This window comes from Stenotrophomonas maltophilia (genome assembly GCF_025642255.1).
GTDB classification, from domain to species: Bacteria; Pseudomonadota; Gammaproteobacteria; order Xanthomonadales; family Xanthomonadaceae; genus Stenotrophomonas; species Stenotrophomonas maltophilia_P.
This window is the reverse complement of sequence record NZ_CP106759.1, coordinates 2,054,424-2,068,089: the sequence shown is the minus strand read 5'-3', so window position 1 is coordinate 2,068,089 and position 13,666 is coordinate 2,054,424. Positions and strand designations below refer to the sequence as shown.

Genomic DNA, 13,666 nt, shown 5'->3' with positions numbered 1-13,666 from the left:
CCTTGCGCATGGACCAACCCGCAGCTTCAGCCACTCTGGAGGCCTCCGCGATGGGTGGAGGAGGGCCCAGGGATGCTGCCGGGCAACTGTTGGCAGCGCCGGGCTTCCTCACCGAAGGAAGCCCGCGGAGCGTGCTCGAGACGGCCTTGACGCGCGTGCGCGCGGGGCAGCACGCCGTGCTCGCGCTGGTGCTGGAAACCGATGGCTCCACCTACGCCGGTGCCGGCGACATGGTGCTGTTCTGCAACGGCAGCCAGGTCGGCTGGCTGAGCGGCGGATGCCTGGAGCCCGAGCTCGCGCGACGTGCAGAGCAGGTAAGCGTGGCAGGGCAGGTCGATTGGATCGAGATCGACACGCGCAGTGACGAGGACCTGCTGAGTGGGTCCGCGCTTGGGTGCCGCGGTCGGCTGCGGATTGCGCTCCTGCCATTACGTGCCATGGCCGGCATCGACGTTGTCATCGAGGCATGGCTGCGCGAGGGTGTGCCACTACAGCGCGAGCTTCGCGCATCGGGGCAGATTGTTTTCCGCGCGGGCCATCGCGAGCGGACGTGGCAGCTGCATCCGATGGACGGTATGCAGCCCTTTGGTGAGGGGGCGTGGTGTTTGACGCTGCCCCGGCTTCCGCGGGCCCTGATCCTGGGGGGCGGTCCTGAAACGCCCTTCCTGGTTCCGTTGCTGCGTGGCCTGGGGTGGCGGATCAGCGTGGCCGAACGGCGAGCGCGCTGGGCCTCAGCGGGGCAGGGCGCGGATGCACAGTTGCAGACCAGCCCGGCCGAGGCCTTCCATGGCGACCCGTGCGACGCGGTACTGGTGATGCATCACGATTTCGAACTTGACCGGGAGGCGCTGGTGGCCCTGGCGGATACCAAAGTCGCGTTCATTGGACTGCTGGGTCCGCAGCGAAGGCGCGAGGACTTATTCAAACTGCTGACTCCGGATCAGCGCCACCGCCTGTCCCCGAGACTTCGATCACCGGTTGGCCTGAAAATCGGCGGCCGAGGGCCAGAGGCGATTTCGCTCAGCATCGCCGCGCAGCTGCAGCAATGGCGAAGCGCGCACGGCAGGTGACTGACCCGCATGCGGTCGTCGTGCTTGCTGCCGGCGGGAGCACCCGACTTGGCCAGCCCAAGCAGCTTCTAACCCGGCAGGGCGAGACCCTGGTACATCGCGTGGTCCGATTGGCGCTGGAGCTCGCGCCAGCGCAGGTGCTGGTCGTAGTAGGCGCGAACGCACAGGCAGTGACATCCAGCATTGCCGGGCTGGATGCCACCCCGGTAACCAACCACCACTGGGAACGCGGCCTGGCGAGCAGTCTGCAGGTTGCCGGCGCACACCTGCTGCCGACGGTGAGCGCGGTGATGGTCGTGGCATGCGACCAGCCCGCAATCGAGCACGCCCATCTGCGGGCGCTGCTTTCGGGTGCCCGCACCGCGGCGTCAGCGTGCGCGGGCACCCGTCACGGAAGTGCGCTTGGCGTTCCCGCGGTAGTACCGCGCGCCTGGTTCACCCCTGTGGGTGCAGCCGGTGACCGCGGCTTCGGAGCGCGCCTGCGGCAACTTCCTGCCGATATGGTGCATGTCCTACAGGCACCGGAACTGGGCCTGGATGTCGACACGCCAGAAGATCTTGCGCGTGCGCGCGATGCGGGCTGGATCGATACTGAGTGAGTCGCGCGCTCACCCGCCGGGCGCCAGTGAATGGCGTGCACCGCGAAACAAATGGCCGCCAGTACGTGGGCCCGATTCCGATATAGGTCGTGCGTGCCGCCTCATCCTTGTGAGTGGGTGAGGGGCGGGGCGCTAATGAGGCGGCACCAAACGGCCGTGATCCGTCACGTTAATCGAATTAAAGCCTTTGGGGCGATGCGTCGCATGTTGCTATATGACAGGTTTGCATCGATGGAGGAGGACGCGTGGGGTGTAGCCGATGCAATCGCGACAAGGAAGATTTATCGAGGATAGACGAAGCGATGCTACTTCTATCCGCGGCGGCCCCCGTCTGTCCAACTAAACGAAAATACGCGCACTACCAAGAGCTCATGCGACAACCTTTCTGGGCGTTGGCTCTAACGACGGACAGCTTGGTGGATGGGAACCGCTTTTCTAGAATAGAATCTGCAACTGCAGCAGACACACTGATTGTTCAGTCAATGCATGCTGCCGCTCTTGCCAGAGCGCCTACGACTCAACTTAACCTAGGCTCAAGCCGAATGATCACTCTAAGTTTCGATAGAGGTCTAATTCGCCTTAGTTCTTGGGATGAGCTCTATGAGACACCTGGCTATGTCAAAGTGCTTGACGCTAAGTCAGTCCAGCTTAGCGAGATCATTGGCGTCTACTCATTTCAAACGAGAGAAGCGTGTGGTCTCAAGAGCTGCAAACAGCCCCACGGCAATGGATACGTAGTAACTACTACTAGTGGAATCGTCACAAACATTGGAAGCATTTGCGGTAAGCGGGCGTTCTCAATTACGTTTACAAACTTGCGAAGAGCGTTCGACAGAGACCTCAAGGCCAAGGAGAGAAGGGAAAGGCTGGAGGCACTTCAAAGTAGGCTGCCGGCGGTCCTGGAGCAGTTTCGCTCTATGCGGGACCACGCGAAACCACTTTACAGAGCTACTATGGGTCTGAGGGGGTCAGGTGTTCCGCGGCAGATAGCCGACGCGGTACGGAATATGATGCGTGTCGGAGACGGTGCGATAACCAAGAATAGAAAGGCGACCCCTCAAGAGCGAGAATTTGCCATTGAGTCGGGGCTGGCTAGGCGGGACATGCCGTACTATGTCAGTGAGATTGTTGGACGCATCAGTAGCGTGAGTGCACTAAACGAGGCGGAGGCGCTTAGGGGACTGCTCAACGAGCTCGACCCGACGCTCAACAGACTGGCAGAGTGCGATCTAAGCACAATTTCAGACAAAGAAGCTCGCCATCTTGATAAAGCGACCAGCGGCATCGACTCTAGGCTTGATCAAATCGGCCGCACGATTACGTCGCTGCGTGCATTTGCCACCCAGGACAACATTGGCCAACTTGCAACGATCTTAGACTCACCGACTGATAGGAGGCTCTTCGATGGGTTCTTGCATTCATTGCCTGCGCCCGGACTAGTTCGGTAAAGGCGCCTGCCTAATGACCCTCGGCTGAAGCGAAACGATCGCAAGCGACAAGCTCCTAGAATGGTATGTCGAACGTTCCGACCTCTATCCCACCCTTGTACCGAGCTCTTTTTTCAAAGATGCTTGCAAACTCCCTTCGAAGCTCGGCGTCACTGTTCAGCTTATCCGCATCACTCTCAGAAAAATCCATCGACACCTCGATTCCCCGCTTGTTAGTGCTAAGGATGACTTCCCCACTTGGCATGGGAATTCTCAGCCTCGAAGCCGCCTTGCTCAGATAGTGCCTGAGCATATAGCCAATTTCTTCTTTGAAGTAACTGCGCACTTCAGATGAAGTCGCAATGGCCGCAAAGCTCTTGCCGACCTCATCTGAGAAGAACTTAACATTATGCGAATGAAGCAAGTCGATATCGCCAATCCATTGCTTCAGTGCGGAAGATTGCACGAAATGCACGGACGCAGCCGTGTCTTTCCTTCTCACCATATATCGAACGAAGCAAGTGATGCGATCGACCTCGCGCACCTGCTTCCTGTCTTCATTGAATTGAACTTCCACCATTTGAGCATCAAAGACTGCATGCAGTGAGTAGCTGTAGATCCTCTTCCTTCGCGCCATATCGCCCCCGGCCCGCTTTCCGAGTTCGTGATCGAGAGCCTTGATTAGGCTAGTAAAAGAGTCGTAGTAAGGCTTGTCATTGTTAGCCTGCCCCTCATTGCCCACCATCTGAAATGCAAAAACGTCCCGAGCCGCCACTAGCATCGCCCTAACTGCGGGGCTCATCGATGAAAAATAGCGATCTTTCCAGTTCGCGCTGGAGAGATGGGCCTTCATCGGCTGCAGTCTCGTGGCCTGTGGCGCAGGCTCCCAGTCAGCATTTGGGTCCTTGGCTGGGCGCTTGCGCGAAAGAAAGGCTGCGGCATCCTTTGCGATTTTCTTGCAGCTGATCAGAGCGCAAGTGAGTACGTGTACATCGTCCATTTTTGTTGTCTTGTAGGCGATAACATCGAGCTCTCGAGCCTGATTGCTTGCGTCATCAATGTAATAGCTTCCATTGATAGTCTTCCAGCCCGCCTTCTGTAGCGCTGTCACCACCTCGTGCTCAAGAACAAACCCAGTTTTCGCAACCGCTTCGAGGACTTTCGCATTAGTTGGCACGAGTAAATCCTTATAATTTGGCGTGGGCAGACATCATTGCTCGGCTGGGTTACCGGCGCAGTTCAATTGTCCGACCAAGCGGCAAGTCGGGGAAAGATCTTTGTTTGATCGGGTCAGCGGACGGTGACTGCACGACCTCAGTCCACGCATGACCGTTAGGATGTCATGCAACTGGCTGACGGGCTGATCGTCTTCCCCAAACTGCCGTGCGGGGTAGCGGTAGTGGGATGACGGCGGATCCATGTATACGGCGAGAAGTCGCCACTGTTGGCGGAGCTTCGTTGCCACTGTCGGCAGCGAGCTCTCATAGGCAGGATCGACGACCCTAGATACTTCCTCGGCCGTCAGCCAATGCTCCGCCAACCTCGCGCGCCTTTGTGCAGCGGAGACCAAGATTGGATGGAGGCTTTCGGAGCGGGAACTCACCATCTCGCACCTGCGCTCGCAGGTATTCGAGGGTCGAGCGAGGCCAGGCAGGTCATAGGGCAAGCATACCGGAATCGATAGAGGCTGCTATCAAAGGTGATTGGTCGTTTGCAGCGCGCAGACACGCGAACTCCGGTTTGCCACAAAGCGAGCGAGTACCTCGGCCTTCCATTTCGGGCAACTTGTAGTCAGTTTGTGCTTCCAGAGGGCATCTTTTCGGTCGCCCGTCGGGTCAGGGGCGATTGTTGGTCAGAAAAAGGGCGTCTGTTGGCTTGAAGGAGGGAACTTCATTGTCGTCATACGGCCCAGCCATTGCCACGCCGAGGACACGAACGCCGCAACCGTCCGATATAGCATTTCGCATAATGTATACAGCTTGTGCCTTATCGAAGCCCGCAGCAGCGGCCTGAGCCTTGTGGGGTAGGGCAAAGCCAACAGCCAAGCACAAGGCCATCGCGGTCGCCGCTAAGCGCTTCCAGAAGGTGCGCTCCGGCGAAGTAAGCGCGGCACGCTTCATGATCTCAATCGCCTGCTTTTCAGGCTCCGGATGCCCTTGGATACGGAGCGCATCCGCCACCACCCACACCTGTGGCACACGCCTGCCCATGCGGTAGTGGCCGATTGCGCCATCCGTAATCCCCAGCAGCGGCGCCAGCTTTGAATAGCTCTCGACCTTGGCCGCCACGCGGGTCCGCTCAAAGAAGTCATTCCAGTCCATAGCCGCCTCGGGTTCGTGTACGGGTGTAGCCTACAGGTGTTGACGCCTACGGATGTAGGCGCGTATAAAGCCCTAGTTGCCTACGGGTGTAGGCGGTCCCGCCACCGGCACCCCAAGGCCGCTGGCGGGTTTTCTTGGGGCTTGGGGCAGGGGAACGCGGATGTTCGACGCTAGCGGAGGCACCAAGAATTCACTCAAGGTCGAGGGTTCCCGTCAAGCGATTGCAATGCTCCACAAAGATCTTCGCATCGTTCGACATATTTTCGACTCTACTAATAAGAAGAGCGAAAGCGCGCGAACTTCGTGCATCAAATGTGTCCGCCTCCTTCGAAACGAGCGCATCGAAAGTCTTAACAGTAGCCAAGTACTGTCTAAAGCTCGTCTTGAGCTTCGCCAGCGCCGACAGTGCGTCCAGGTCAAGAGCATCACGATCGCCATCCGACCAGGCCATGTCCCTGAGGAACTCTTCGTTCGAAGTAAAGATTGCCTTCAGTGTGGGCAAATTCACGCGTCGATCTTTCGTCAAAAGATCTTTGAGAGATTTCTCCAGGGATGTCGCGCCGAAGCTTGCGTAGCTCATTGCCCTGAGCTTGGAAGCTCGAAGCGACGCCTCAGCCCTCCGACTCTCCTTCCACTCCTGCGTCCGGTGCCGATGGGCTTCATTAGCCACCTTCCATGCACCGTAGCCAATTACCCACGTTCCCAGTGCCGCAAGCCAATCGGCCAAGTTTCCTCCCTCAAAGCACTTGAGAGGAATATCACTTCCGACAAGCACCAGCGCGGAAAGAATCGCTCCAAGCAAGAGAGCCGCCATGCAAGCCACAAAGGCATCGCGCTTGGTAATCAAATCCCGGTTCCCAGCATCCATGTCGCCCCCCGTGGCGTTTCGTTGACAGAGGGGATTCTGGCATGACCTCGCCCCTGCCTGCCTTCTCTCTGATAGGGGCCATTGTGGCCGTCTCCATCGGCGCTGCTCGCATCGTTTCGTGGCTACTGGATCGGCGCGATCGCGCCGCTGTCCAGCGCGCCAAGGAAGCGGCTATCGTCGCTCAGGCCCGCGCCGAACTGGCCGCCACGGGCTGGACCGCTGAAGACGAAGCCTCGTTCCAAGCCGTTCGTGGCCAGCAGGGCGTTTTCCTGAAGAACCTAAAGGAGACGCGCCGTGCGTGACGGGCTTCGCAAAGACTTCAATCTATCGAACTCGCCTGCGGATCGTCGGATTCGCCGCGATTGGCGTCAGGTGAGTGGGCCTCTGCTGCCGGGGGCTCCGTCAGAACGTGCATCAGAGCTGTCCGCCAGTCGCGCACAAACTCCGGAGTTGCACGCGTCTCGGGGGCGCTCATGAATCCCTCGCTCCAGTCTGCGGACGCGCCCAGCGCCTTCGCAAATTCCGGTGATCTGTTAACCATCACCAGTGCCGTCACTGCTGATTCGAGTGCCGCAATACGGGCCTCCAGCTGTTTTACGTACGACTGCGGCTTGCCGCTGAACTTCATCGGGGTGCGCATGGGTGTCTCCGTTTGCCTGGACACGAATCATCGCACGGCACCGCTGGCGCCGCCTTGCCTCATCAATCAGCAGGAGGCCCGCCATGCGTAAGTTCGATTGGTGGCTTGTTCCCTTCGTCCTTTTCATGGTCTGCGGAGCAGGGCTTGGCTTCTGGATTGGCACCGTATTCGCTGATGACTGGAACGCGGTCATGGCCGAGCGCGGCGAAATGCGCAACGCCTGCATCGCCGGTAACGACCGCGCCTGCCGCATGTACGAGGTGGAATATGGCTGTTGATCGCTCGACCTTTCACGTGGCCGCGCGCAAGACAGCTGGGGCTGCGGGCCTGCTTATGCTTGTCTGCATTGCCGTGACCGCATTCGCTGGCGTGTGCGCACTGCTGGGCGATGACTTCTGGACTAGCTTTCGCGCGATCTGGCTCACGCTCGGCGGGATCGTCGGCGCTGTTGTCGGCCTTTGGGCATTCGTGGAGGCCTGGAAGTGGTGCATGGATGCCCTGTTGCTTGAGGGGCGCCCTGTTGAGCGAGAGGGGGCGGACGATGGCCGTTGATCGCGCTCGTTTCAGGATGGCTGTCGTTGGCGGGGCAGGGGGCTTTTCCCCGCTTTCGCCCGGTGAAAAGGGGCAGCGGGCGGCGGCGGGAATTGGCCCGGGGAGTAACACGGGCCAAAAGGGTCAGCAAGACGCGATCATCGACTACCTGACCATTGTGGTCCCGCTCTCCGCCCTTGAGGAAGTGAATTGCAAGAAGCTCGACCTCTTGCTGTTCCGCATCTTCGGTTTCCGTGGCGAGGTCGTTGCCGGTGCCATCCGTGAGAAGAGTTGGAACTTCTATGAGCAGTCGGCAGTGCTCATCGACCGAGAGAACGAGGTAGTGGGCCGCGTTGGCATCGGTGGTAAGAAGAACACCGTGTGCCTCAGCCTGACCGGCATTGGCTGCAAGTGGATTCGTGACTGGCCGCGCGTCTACAAGCAGTGCTCCATGCTCGACGCCAAGATTACCCGCGTTGACTGCGCGCACGACGACTACGAAGGCGAACGCCTGGACGTGCATGCGCTCCGCGAGGTTGCTGCTCAGGGCGGCTTCACCGAAGGCGGTTGCCCGCCGCGTCACCGCTTCATCTCCGATGAAGGCCACAACACCGGCTGCACGCTGTACGTCGGCGGAAAAGGCCACAAGGAGCTGTGCGTATACGAGAAGGGGAAGGCTGAGGGCCTGCCGTCCTCGCGCTGGGTGCGCGCGGAAGTGCGCCTGTACGGCAAGCACATGGAAATCCCGCTGGATGTGCTGTTGAACCCGGGCGCGTACCTGCGCGGTTCTTACAGTGCCCTGCAGAACCTCATTACTGGCGTATGCACTCGACTGCGCACGCTGCAAAAGCAAGTGGAAACCTCCGTCGAAGCCGGCATCGAGTGGGCGCATCGACAGGTCGGGCCTTTCCTCAACGTCCTTCGCGGAGCGCTCGGCGATTCATGGGCCGACTTCGCAGAGAGCCGCATCCTCCGTGACGGTCACCCCGGACGGTTTCGCGGTATTGCCAAGGGTGAACCACTCCATCGCTATGTGAGAGAAGAACTATGCCTATCTGCCGCGTGAAGTCGGCTGCTGTCGATGAACAGCACAACGCCAAGACCAATTCCATCATCCGTTCCCAGATGGTCGGCCTCGACCTGGGTAACGGCTTTGAACTGCCGTTCCGCGTGGGCCTCGGCCAGCGTCCGCCGTACCCGGCTGGCGAGTACGACATCGATCCGAAGTCGTTCGCGCTGTCGCCCTATGGCGACCTCGTGTTGAAGCGCTACGTGGACCTGATTCCCATCGGGTTCAAGGCTGCGCCGGCCGCGTCGAAGGCCTAAGTCATGAGCCTCTGCGTTGCTTTAGGGGAAAACGGAACGCTGATCCCAACCGGTCAGCCCGTCGATCAGTGCACGGGGTATGTGCTGATGAGCAGCGCAGAGGCTTCCTCTGTCGCCATGTTCGCTGAGGCGTTCAAGGTGCCGGACAAAGACTTACTCGCAGGATGGGCGTCGGGGCCGTTCATTCTGATCATGACCTTGTATTTGGCTGCACACATCGGTGGCCGTGTTGCAGCTGTGTTCGACAAATCGTAGGCCGCCATTAACTCAACAATGAAAGGGGATTTACATGGATTTCGATTCGATTCTGACCGGCCTGTCCGTCGCTGCTGCGCTCACCGCCTTGGGTGGTGGCTTCGCCCTGATCGCCGTCGTCGGCTTCTCCCTGTGGGGTGGCCGCAAGGTGGCGGGCCTGTTCGGTAAGTCGTAAGCCGAGCAGTGGTGGGGTAGGGGAGGCCATGCCTCCCCTTTCTATTTCAGGGGAGCGATATGGACTATCAGATGATCATCGGCGGCCTCCAGGTCGGCATGGTGGTTCTTGCAGTGCTGGGCGGCTGCGCCTTCATTGCGCAGTTGAAGTTCGGCCTGTGGGCAGGCCCGAAGGTGGCGCGACTGTTCCTGATGCGGGGTGTCAAATGATCCTCTGTCTGTTCGCCGGCTTCATCAGCGCGCTGTGCGGCATTGCCGTCGTCATGGGGATCCGTGCGTGATTCGTCGTACGCTCATTGCCGGCGTCCTCCTGATGCTCTTGACTGCGTCAACACCGGCTTTAGCGGCGACGTATGCCGATCAAGGTGCCGCCTACGCCGCATGTATGGCTGCAATCCCGAAGGGCACGGCTGCGTGGCAGCCAATGCGTTGCGCTCAGAGCCTCTATAACGGGGGTGGCGGCTACTACACCGCGTTGGATAAGACTGGCCGTGATGTCCGCTGGGACAACTTCGGGTGGAAAAAAGGCACCGACTGCAAGGACCGCGCAGAAGAGCTTGGATGGCAAGGCGGCGATACAGCTGCAACCGTCAACGCTTGCCATAACGGCTGCATGTACAGCAGCTCGCTGGATGCAGAAGGCGCGGCTGGTTTCAGCTTCTGGCCCACTGGTGGGATTTGCACTGAGTCAGATGCACCAGCACCCACGCCCGTTGGTGATGGCGGCGAGGAAGGGGGCGGTGGTGGCGAGGCCGGGGGCGGGGACGGCGATGGTGGTGGCGACGACGGTGGCGATGGCGGTGGCGATGGCGGGGGCGGTACCGATCCCGGGGGTGGTGACGGCGACGGCGGCGGAGGCACCGGGCCGGGCGACGGCGAAGGTGACGGTGATGGCGGGGATGGAGGTGGCGGCACTGGTCCCGGACCGGGTCACGGCGACGGTGATGGTGATGGGGACGGCCCCGGACAGCCGGGCGGCGATGGTGATGCGCTGTATGAGTCGGAAGGCAAGACCGTCGAGAAGCTCTATGACGACTTCGCCGAGCGGGTGAGCAAGGCTCCGATCATTGACGCCACCAAGAGCTTCTTTGAGATCAGCGTCAGCGCCTCTTGCCCGGTCTTCACCTTCCCGGCGACGGCGTATTGGGACGCCATGACGTTCGATTTCCTGTGCAAGCCTGAGATTGTCGCCATCCTTCAACTGCTGGGCTGGCTGCTGCTCGCGTTCGCCGCCTTCCACGCAATCAAGATCGCGCTCACATGATCAATCTAATCGCATTCGTGACGCTGCAAGCTGGGTGGCTCAACGACCTGACCGAGTACATACGCAAGCAGGTGGAACGCCTGTGGAATGCCATCGTTGAGTTCTTTCGTGACCTCGTGCTGTACGCGATTGAACAAGTCCTGGACTTGGCCGCACACGCGCTGGAGAAGCTGCCGGTACCGGAGTTCATGACCGAGTACAAGCTCGGCACCCTATTCGCAAACGCCGGACCGACCATCGCGTGGTTCGTCAACATCTTCAAAATTCCCGAGTGCATGACCGTGGTGTCGCTCGGAATCGTGTTCTTCATCACCCGGAAAATTCTGACCTTGGGGAAGTGGTGACATGCTGGTTTTCAACGAGGGCGTGCCGCGTGCAGGCAAGAGCTACGATGCGGTCAAGAATCACATTCTGCCCACACTCAAGAAGGGGCGCCGGGTATTTGCGCGCCTCAATGGCCTGAACCATGAGCGCATCGCCGAATATCTGAACATGCCCGTGGATGAGGTCTACAAGCTGCTGACGCTGGTGGAGACCAAGGACGTTGCAACAACCTTCGTATGCTCCAGGCATCCGGAAACCGGCCAATGGTGCATTCCCGATGAGTTCAAGGATGCGCTCACGGTGATCGATGAGGTGCACGAGTTCTACGTTGCACAGCGCAACCAGCTGCCGGAGGAAGTGGAGAACTTCTTCGCACTGATCGGCCAGAACGGCGGCGACGTGCTGATCATGACGCAGTGGATCAACCGCGTGCATCAGGCGGTGAGGGCGCGTATCGAGCGCAAGAACGTCTTCCAGAAGCTCACGGCTGTGGGCCTGAAATCCCGATATCGCGTCACGTATTACCACACCACCAGCCCGGGCAAATTCGAGGTCGTTGGCGGGAAGACGCTCAAGTACGATCCGGCCATCTATCCGCTGTACCACGGCTATGCAGTCGGCGCCGAAAATGCAGAGGTGTATGAGGAAGGCGGCACCAACATTTGGAAACAGCTTGCACCCAAGATTGCTATTGCAGCCGTGGGACTGATCTTTGGCATATGGGCATTCGGCGGCTACTTCATCAGGATGATGCACAGCGACGAGCCGGAAGCGACCGTGGAGGCACCGGCAGGCACCAAGGCAACGCAGGGGCAGGGCGCCCACAAGCCCATCAGCACCGGCACTGTGCCGGCCGCGGCTGTTGCAGTGCCCGCCGCCGATCCGCTTGCCGGGATGACCGTCGAACAGCGCTACGTAGCCGCCATGACACAGGCCAACCGGATTCGACTGGCCTTTACCGCCCAGTTCGGAGATCGTTCGGTGGGAATGGTCGAATGGGTCGATGGCTCAGGGAACACGGTCGATCAGTTGACCTTCGATGCACTGATTGCGATGGGCTACCGGCTCAGGGTTGCCGTCTACGGAGTTCGCCTCACGGCGGGTTCTTTTGAGACGGTTGCAACGGCGTGGCCGAGGGAAGCACCCCGGCGCGAAGAAGAGCCAACGCTGTACCGCCTGGACAGTGACCGTGCTGCCGCTGATTCTGCGAGCGCAGCGAGTGGAAGCGGCGGCAGCGCGGGCGCGGTCATGGCGGCAAGTAGCGGGGGCGCCATCGTGCGCGTAGGTGAGCGCCCCATGGGCACGTTCCCGGAATCCAAACCCTACCCGCCAAGCTTCTGATTAACGTGACGCATCACGGGCAGCGGTCGCGCGGCGAATACACCCAGCCGCCATCTGCCGCCATTTGTCTATAGGGTCTGCCTGCGAAGCACTGCACGTTGGCCGATGGCTGGTCGCCGCAACGGGAACCGGGCAGGTTCTCCCAGCCACCGTTGATTCGGCGGAACATCATCCCGTTGATGCAGCGCATCCCGTCACTCTGGCGACTGACTGTGGCCTCAGCTTCCTGACGCCGTGCCCTGATTTCCGCAAGGTCCGCAGCCGTGGGGCGCGTTTCAACTTCGGCCCGCACCGGCAGTTGCGTGCGCTGAGATTCTGCGGGCTGGCCGGCGCCAAGAAATCGCTCATTCCATGCACCATTGGTGCGGCCAAGCATGAAGACGCCAAGGGCGCCAAGGCTCAACATCGTGAGAAAGCCGGTGATCAGCCACGGGAAGTTCCAGCGGCTGCGCTGGATAGGCGGCAGGTATTCCGGTCGTTCGCGCTCCATACGTCCCCCTGATGGCGTCCTTGGACCATTGTATCGAAGGCACTCGGGGAGGTTCATGAGGGGCTCTTGACGCCGCGAGCTCGGTCGTTTATATCGCCATAGTGACGCGCGTCACATTATGCAAGCCCATTACGCATCAAGGAGAGATTCGCAATGAGTACCTATGCAATCGTTCGTCAAGCAATTCTTGACAAGCACCAGATAACCGCTGTCTACGATGGGTACTACCGGGAGATGTGCCCCCATGCTATCGGCGAGAAGAATGGCAAGGAACAGGCGCTGTTCTATCAGTTTGGGGGAGAAACCAGTAAGGGCCCGATTAAGGATCCGACGTCTCGAAACAATTGGCGGTGCCTTGAGCTAAGTAAGCTCAGCAACGTGGCTGCAGTACCTGGCACGTGGTACAGCGCGGACAATCACTCTGTTGCGTCGACGTGCATTGATGATATCCATGCGGAAGTGTCGTTCTAGCGGGTCATCGCAGCCCCTCGCAGCAATGCGGGGGTGCTGTGGGTGGAATGTGGGCTGAGGGGCGGGGTGTAGGGGCGGCGCCCCTACGGAAGCGCCTCACACGCGCTGGCGGGGCCTCGGCCCACGGCTCATGTAGACCACATTGGAGGTTTCGGCGCCGGAGCCGGGATCACCGACGCCCAACCGCCGTTCTCGGCGAATTCTGAGGACTTCGGCAAGGTAGATCACGCCGGATTTCGCCTTGGCGGATCCCGTGGAGGCCGGAGCCGATCGTGCAGCCAAGTCTGCGCGAGCCTCGGCCATCATCAGTCGCCATTCCCGCGCAATGTTGCAGGTCAGGGACCACCAGGCCATGTCGCAGGGCTCCAGCTGGTGACCTTCGGGCGTGAACATGTGTCCAGCTTGGAAGCCGAAACCGGCCCAAGGGCCGGTCAGGTCAATTCTGTCGTGCGGATCCATCTCGACCATGCTGCAAGCTCATCCTTGTCGGGGGAGCCAGCAGGCAGGCAAGAGCCAAGCCAGAGCCGGAGCCATTGCCAAGCCGAGCCTACGAACCGGATCAGGC

The 13,666-nt window shown here is 60.1% G+C and carries 21 protein-coding genes; 15 read left to right on the top strand and 6 right to left on the bottom strand.

Annotation, left to right across the window (positions count from 1 at the left end):
- Window positions 1–8 precede the first annotated feature (8 nt).
- The 3 genes from N8888_RS09540 (at window position 9) to N8888_RS09530 (ending at window position 3,117) form a co-directional block, all read left to right on the top strand.
- Window positions 9–1,070, top strand: a complete 1,062-nt coding sequence (locus N8888_RS09540; protein ID WP_263174224.1) for an XdhC family protein — start codon at window positions 9–11, stop codon at window positions 1,068–1,070.
- Window positions 1,046–1,669, top strand: coding sequence for a nucleotidyltransferase family protein (locus N8888_RS09535; protein ID WP_263174222.1), 624 nt, complete (start codon window positions 1,046–1,048; stop codon window positions 1,667–1,669). The genes N8888_RS09540 and N8888_RS09535 overlap by 25 nt, the downstream gene beginning before the upstream one ends.
- A 623-nt stretch (window positions 1,670–2,292) precedes the next feature.
- Window positions 2,293–3,117 carry a hypothetical protein gene (locus N8888_RS09530; RefSeq protein WP_263174220.1) on the top strand — a complete coding sequence of 275 codons (825 nt, stop codon included), beginning with the start codon at window positions 2,293–2,295 and terminating at the stop codon, window positions 3,115–3,117.
- A 55-nt stretch (window positions 3,118–3,172) separates the two neighbouring features.
- Here the strand turns inward: N8888_RS09530 and N8888_RS09525 are convergent, their stop codons facing one another.
- The 3 genes from N8888_RS09525 to N8888_RS09515 all read right to left on the bottom strand — a co-directional run bounded on the left by N8888_RS09525 (window position 3,173) and on the right by N8888_RS09515 (window position 6,285).
- Window positions 3,173–4,273, bottom strand: coding sequence for a hypothetical protein (locus N8888_RS09525; RefSeq protein ID WP_263174217.1), 1,101 nt, complete (start codon window positions 4,271–4,273; stop codon window positions 3,173–3,175).
- Between the two features lie 658 nt (window positions 4,274–4,931).
- On the bottom strand, window positions 4,932–5,417 hold the full coding sequence (locus N8888_RS09520) for a DUF3693 domain-containing protein (RefSeq protein ID WP_263174214.1): 486 nt from the start codon (window positions 5,415–5,417) through the stop codon (window positions 4,932–4,934).
- Window positions 5,418–5,607: 190 nt separating this feature from the next.
- The gene (locus N8888_RS09515; RefSeq protein ID WP_263174212.1) at window positions 5,608–6,285 is read right to left on the bottom strand and encodes a hypothetical protein; all 678 of its coding nucleotides are present in this window, start codon (window positions 6,283–6,285) and stop codon (window positions 5,608–5,610) included.
- Between the two features lie 41 nt (window positions 6,286–6,326).
- Here N8888_RS09515 and N8888_RS09510 point away from each other — a divergent pair, with 41 nt between their 5' ends.
- A complete protein-coding gene (locus N8888_RS09510; protein ID WP_263174210.1) occupies window positions 6,327–6,587 on the top strand; it encodes a hypothetical protein in 261 nt (86 codons plus the stop codon).
- 17 nt (window positions 6,588–6,604) lie between these two features.
- Here the strand turns inward: N8888_RS09510 and N8888_RS09505 are convergent, their stop codons facing one another.
- Window positions 6,605–6,925, bottom strand: coding sequence for a hypothetical protein (locus N8888_RS09505; RefSeq protein ID WP_263174208.1), 321 nt, complete (start codon window positions 6,923–6,925; stop codon window positions 6,605–6,607).
- A gap of 83 nt (window positions 6,926–7,008) precedes the next feature.
- Here N8888_RS09505 and N8888_RS09500 point away from each other — a divergent pair, with 83 nt between their 5' ends.
- The 10 genes from N8888_RS09500 (at window position 7,009) to N8888_RS09455 (ending at window position 12,140) form a co-directional block, all read left to right on the top strand.
- Window positions 7,009–7,203 (top strand): hypothetical protein, encoded by a 195-nt coding sequence (locus N8888_RS09500; RefSeq protein ID WP_263174206.1) that lies wholly within the window; start codon window positions 7,009–7,011, stop codon window positions 7,201–7,203.
- Complete coding sequence (locus tag N8888_RS09495; RefSeq protein ID WP_263174204.1) at window positions 7,193–7,477, top strand: hypothetical protein; 285 nt, start codon at window positions 7,193–7,195, stop codon at window positions 7,475–7,477. The genes N8888_RS09500 and N8888_RS09495 overlap by 11 nt, the downstream gene beginning before the upstream one ends.
- Window positions 7,467–8,522, top strand: a complete 1,056-nt coding sequence (locus N8888_RS09490; RefSeq protein ID WP_263178321.1) for a replication initiation factor domain-containing protein — start codon at window positions 7,467–7,469, stop codon at window positions 8,520–8,522. The genes N8888_RS09495 and N8888_RS09490 overlap by 11 nt, the downstream gene beginning before the upstream one ends.
- Window positions 8,504–8,782 (top strand): single-stranded DNA-binding protein, encoded by a 279-nt coding sequence (locus tag N8888_RS09485; RefSeq protein WP_164191972.1) that lies wholly within the window; start codon window positions 8,504–8,506, stop codon window positions 8,780–8,782. Before N8888_RS09490 ends, N8888_RS09485 begins: the two co-directional genes overlap by 19 nt.
- 3 nt (window positions 8,783–8,785) lie before the next feature.
- Window positions 8,786–9,037: a hypothetical protein gene (locus N8888_RS09480; RefSeq protein ID WP_193396959.1), complete on the top strand. Its 252-nt coding sequence runs from the start codon at window positions 8,786–8,788 to the stop codon at window positions 9,035–9,037.
- Window positions 9,038–9,071: 34 nt separating this feature from the next.
- Window positions 9,072–9,212, top strand: coding sequence for a hypothetical protein (locus N8888_RS09475; RefSeq protein WP_164972359.1), 141 nt, complete (start codon window positions 9,072–9,074; stop codon window positions 9,210–9,212).
- A 71-nt stretch (window positions 9,213–9,283) separates the two neighbouring features.
- Complete coding sequence (locus tag N8888_RS09470) at window positions 9,284–9,421, top strand: hypothetical protein (protein ID WP_193396960.1); 138 nt, start codon at window positions 9,284–9,286, stop codon at window positions 9,419–9,421.
- A 67-nt stretch (window positions 9,422–9,488) separates the two neighbouring features.
- Window positions 9,489–10,475, top strand: a complete 987-nt coding sequence (locus N8888_RS09465) for a hypothetical protein (protein ID WP_263178316.1) — start codon at window positions 9,489–9,491, stop codon at window positions 10,473–10,475.
- Window positions 10,472–10,819 (top strand): phage coat protein, encoded by a 348-nt coding sequence (locus tag N8888_RS09460; RefSeq protein WP_128990220.1) that lies wholly within the window; start codon window positions 10,472–10,474, stop codon window positions 10,817–10,819. The genes N8888_RS09465 and N8888_RS09460 overlap by 4 nt, the downstream gene beginning before the upstream one ends.
- Before the next feature lies 1 nt (window position 10,820).
- Window positions 10,821–12,140 (top strand): zonular occludens toxin domain-containing protein, encoded by a 1,320-nt coding sequence (locus N8888_RS09455; RefSeq protein ID WP_263178314.1) that lies wholly within the window; start codon window positions 10,821–10,823, stop codon window positions 12,138–12,140.
- Window positions 12,141–12,153: 13 nt separating this feature from the next.
- Here the strand turns inward: N8888_RS09455 and N8888_RS09450 are convergent, their stop codons facing one another.
- Window positions 12,154–12,687 (bottom strand): hypothetical protein, encoded by a 534-nt coding sequence (locus N8888_RS09450; protein ID WP_263178313.1) that lies wholly within the window; start codon window positions 12,685–12,687, stop codon window positions 12,154–12,156.
- Window positions 12,688–12,783: 96 nt separating this feature from the next.
- Between N8888_RS09450 and N8888_RS09445 the strand changes: the two genes are divergently transcribed.
- Window positions 12,784–13,101, top strand: coding sequence for a hypothetical protein (locus tag N8888_RS09445; RefSeq protein ID WP_263178312.1), 318 nt, complete (start codon window positions 12,784–12,786; stop codon window positions 13,099–13,101).
- 96 nt (window positions 13,102–13,197) lie between these two features.
- Here the strand turns inward: N8888_RS09445 and N8888_RS09440 are convergent, their stop codons facing one another.
- Window positions 13,198–13,569: a DUF3653 domain-containing protein gene (locus tag N8888_RS09440; protein WP_263178310.1), complete on the bottom strand. Its 372-nt coding sequence runs from the start codon at window positions 13,567–13,569 to the stop codon at window positions 13,198–13,200.
- Window positions 13,570–13,666 lie beyond the last annotated feature (97 nt).

Excerpts from the sequence above, each read along its gene's own strand:
- N8888_RS09510 (WP_263174210.1), top strand. The coding sequence starts at position 6,327 with ATGACCTCGCCCCTGCCTGCCTTCTCTCTGATAGGGGCCATTGTGGCC.
- N8888_RS09540 (WP_263174224.1), top strand. The coding sequence starts at position 9 with ATGGACCAACCCGCAGCTTCAGCCACTCTGGAGGCCTCCGCGATGGGT.
- N8888_RS09460 (WP_128990220.1), top strand. The coding sequence starts at position 10,472 with ATGATCAATCTAATCGCATTCGTGACGCTGCAAGCTGGGTGGCTCAAC.
- N8888_RS09470 (WP_193396960.1), top strand. The coding sequence starts at position 9,284 with ATGATCATCGGCGGCCTCCAGGTCGGCATGGTGGTTCTTGCAGTGCTG.
- N8888_RS09490 (WP_263178321.1), top strand. The coding sequence starts at position 7,467 with ATGGCCGTTGATCGCGCTCGTTTCAGGATGGCTGTCGTTGGCGGGGCA.
- N8888_RS09480 (WP_193396959.1), top strand. The coding sequence starts at position 8,786 with ATGAGCCTCTGCGTTGCTTTAGGGGAAAACGGAACGCTGATCCCAACC.
- N8888_RS09515 (WP_263174212.1), bottom strand. The coding sequence starts at position 6,285 with ATGGATGCTGGGAACCGGGATTTGATTACCAAGCGCGATGCCTTTGTG.
- N8888_RS09475 (WP_164972359.1), top strand. The coding sequence starts at position 9,072 with ATGGATTTCGATTCGATTCTGACCGGCCTGTCCGTCGCTGCTGCGCTC.
- N8888_RS09495 (WP_263174204.1), top strand. The coding sequence starts at position 7,193 with ATGGCTGTTGATCGCTCGACCTTTCACGTGGCCGCGCGCAAGACAGCT.
- N8888_RS09505 (WP_263174208.1), bottom strand. The coding sequence starts at position 6,925 with ATGCGCACCCCGATGAAGTTCAGCGGCAAGCCGCAGTCGTACGTAAAA.
- N8888_RS09520 (WP_263174214.1), bottom strand. The coding sequence starts at position 5,417 with ATGGACTGGAATGACTTCTTTGAGCGGACCCGCGTGGCGGCCAAGGTC.
- N8888_RS09450 (WP_263178313.1), bottom strand. The coding sequence starts at position 12,687 with ATGAACCTCCCCGAGTGCCTTCGATACAATGGTCCAAGGACGCCATCA.
- N8888_RS09535 (WP_263174222.1), top strand. The coding sequence starts at position 1,046 with ATGGCGAAGCGCGCACGGCAGGTGACTGACCCGCATGCGGTCGTCGTG.
- N8888_RS09440 (WP_263178310.1), bottom strand. The coding sequence starts at position 13,569 with ATGGTCGAGATGGATCCGCACGACAGAATTGACCTGACCGGCCCTTGG.
- N8888_RS09455 (WP_263178314.1), top strand. The coding sequence starts at position 10,821 with ATGCTGGTTTTCAACGAGGGCGTGCCGCGTGCAGGCAAGAGCTACGAT.
- N8888_RS09445 (WP_263178312.1), top strand. The coding sequence starts at position 12,784 with ATGAGTACCTATGCAATCGTTCGTCAAGCAATTCTTGACAAGCACCAG.
- N8888_RS09485 (WP_164191972.1), top strand. The coding sequence starts at position 8,504 with ATGCCTATCTGCCGCGTGAAGTCGGCTGCTGTCGATGAACAGCACAAC.
- N8888_RS09500 (WP_263174206.1), top strand. The coding sequence starts at position 7,009 with ATGCGTAAGTTCGATTGGTGGCTTGTTCCCTTCGTCCTTTTCATGGTC.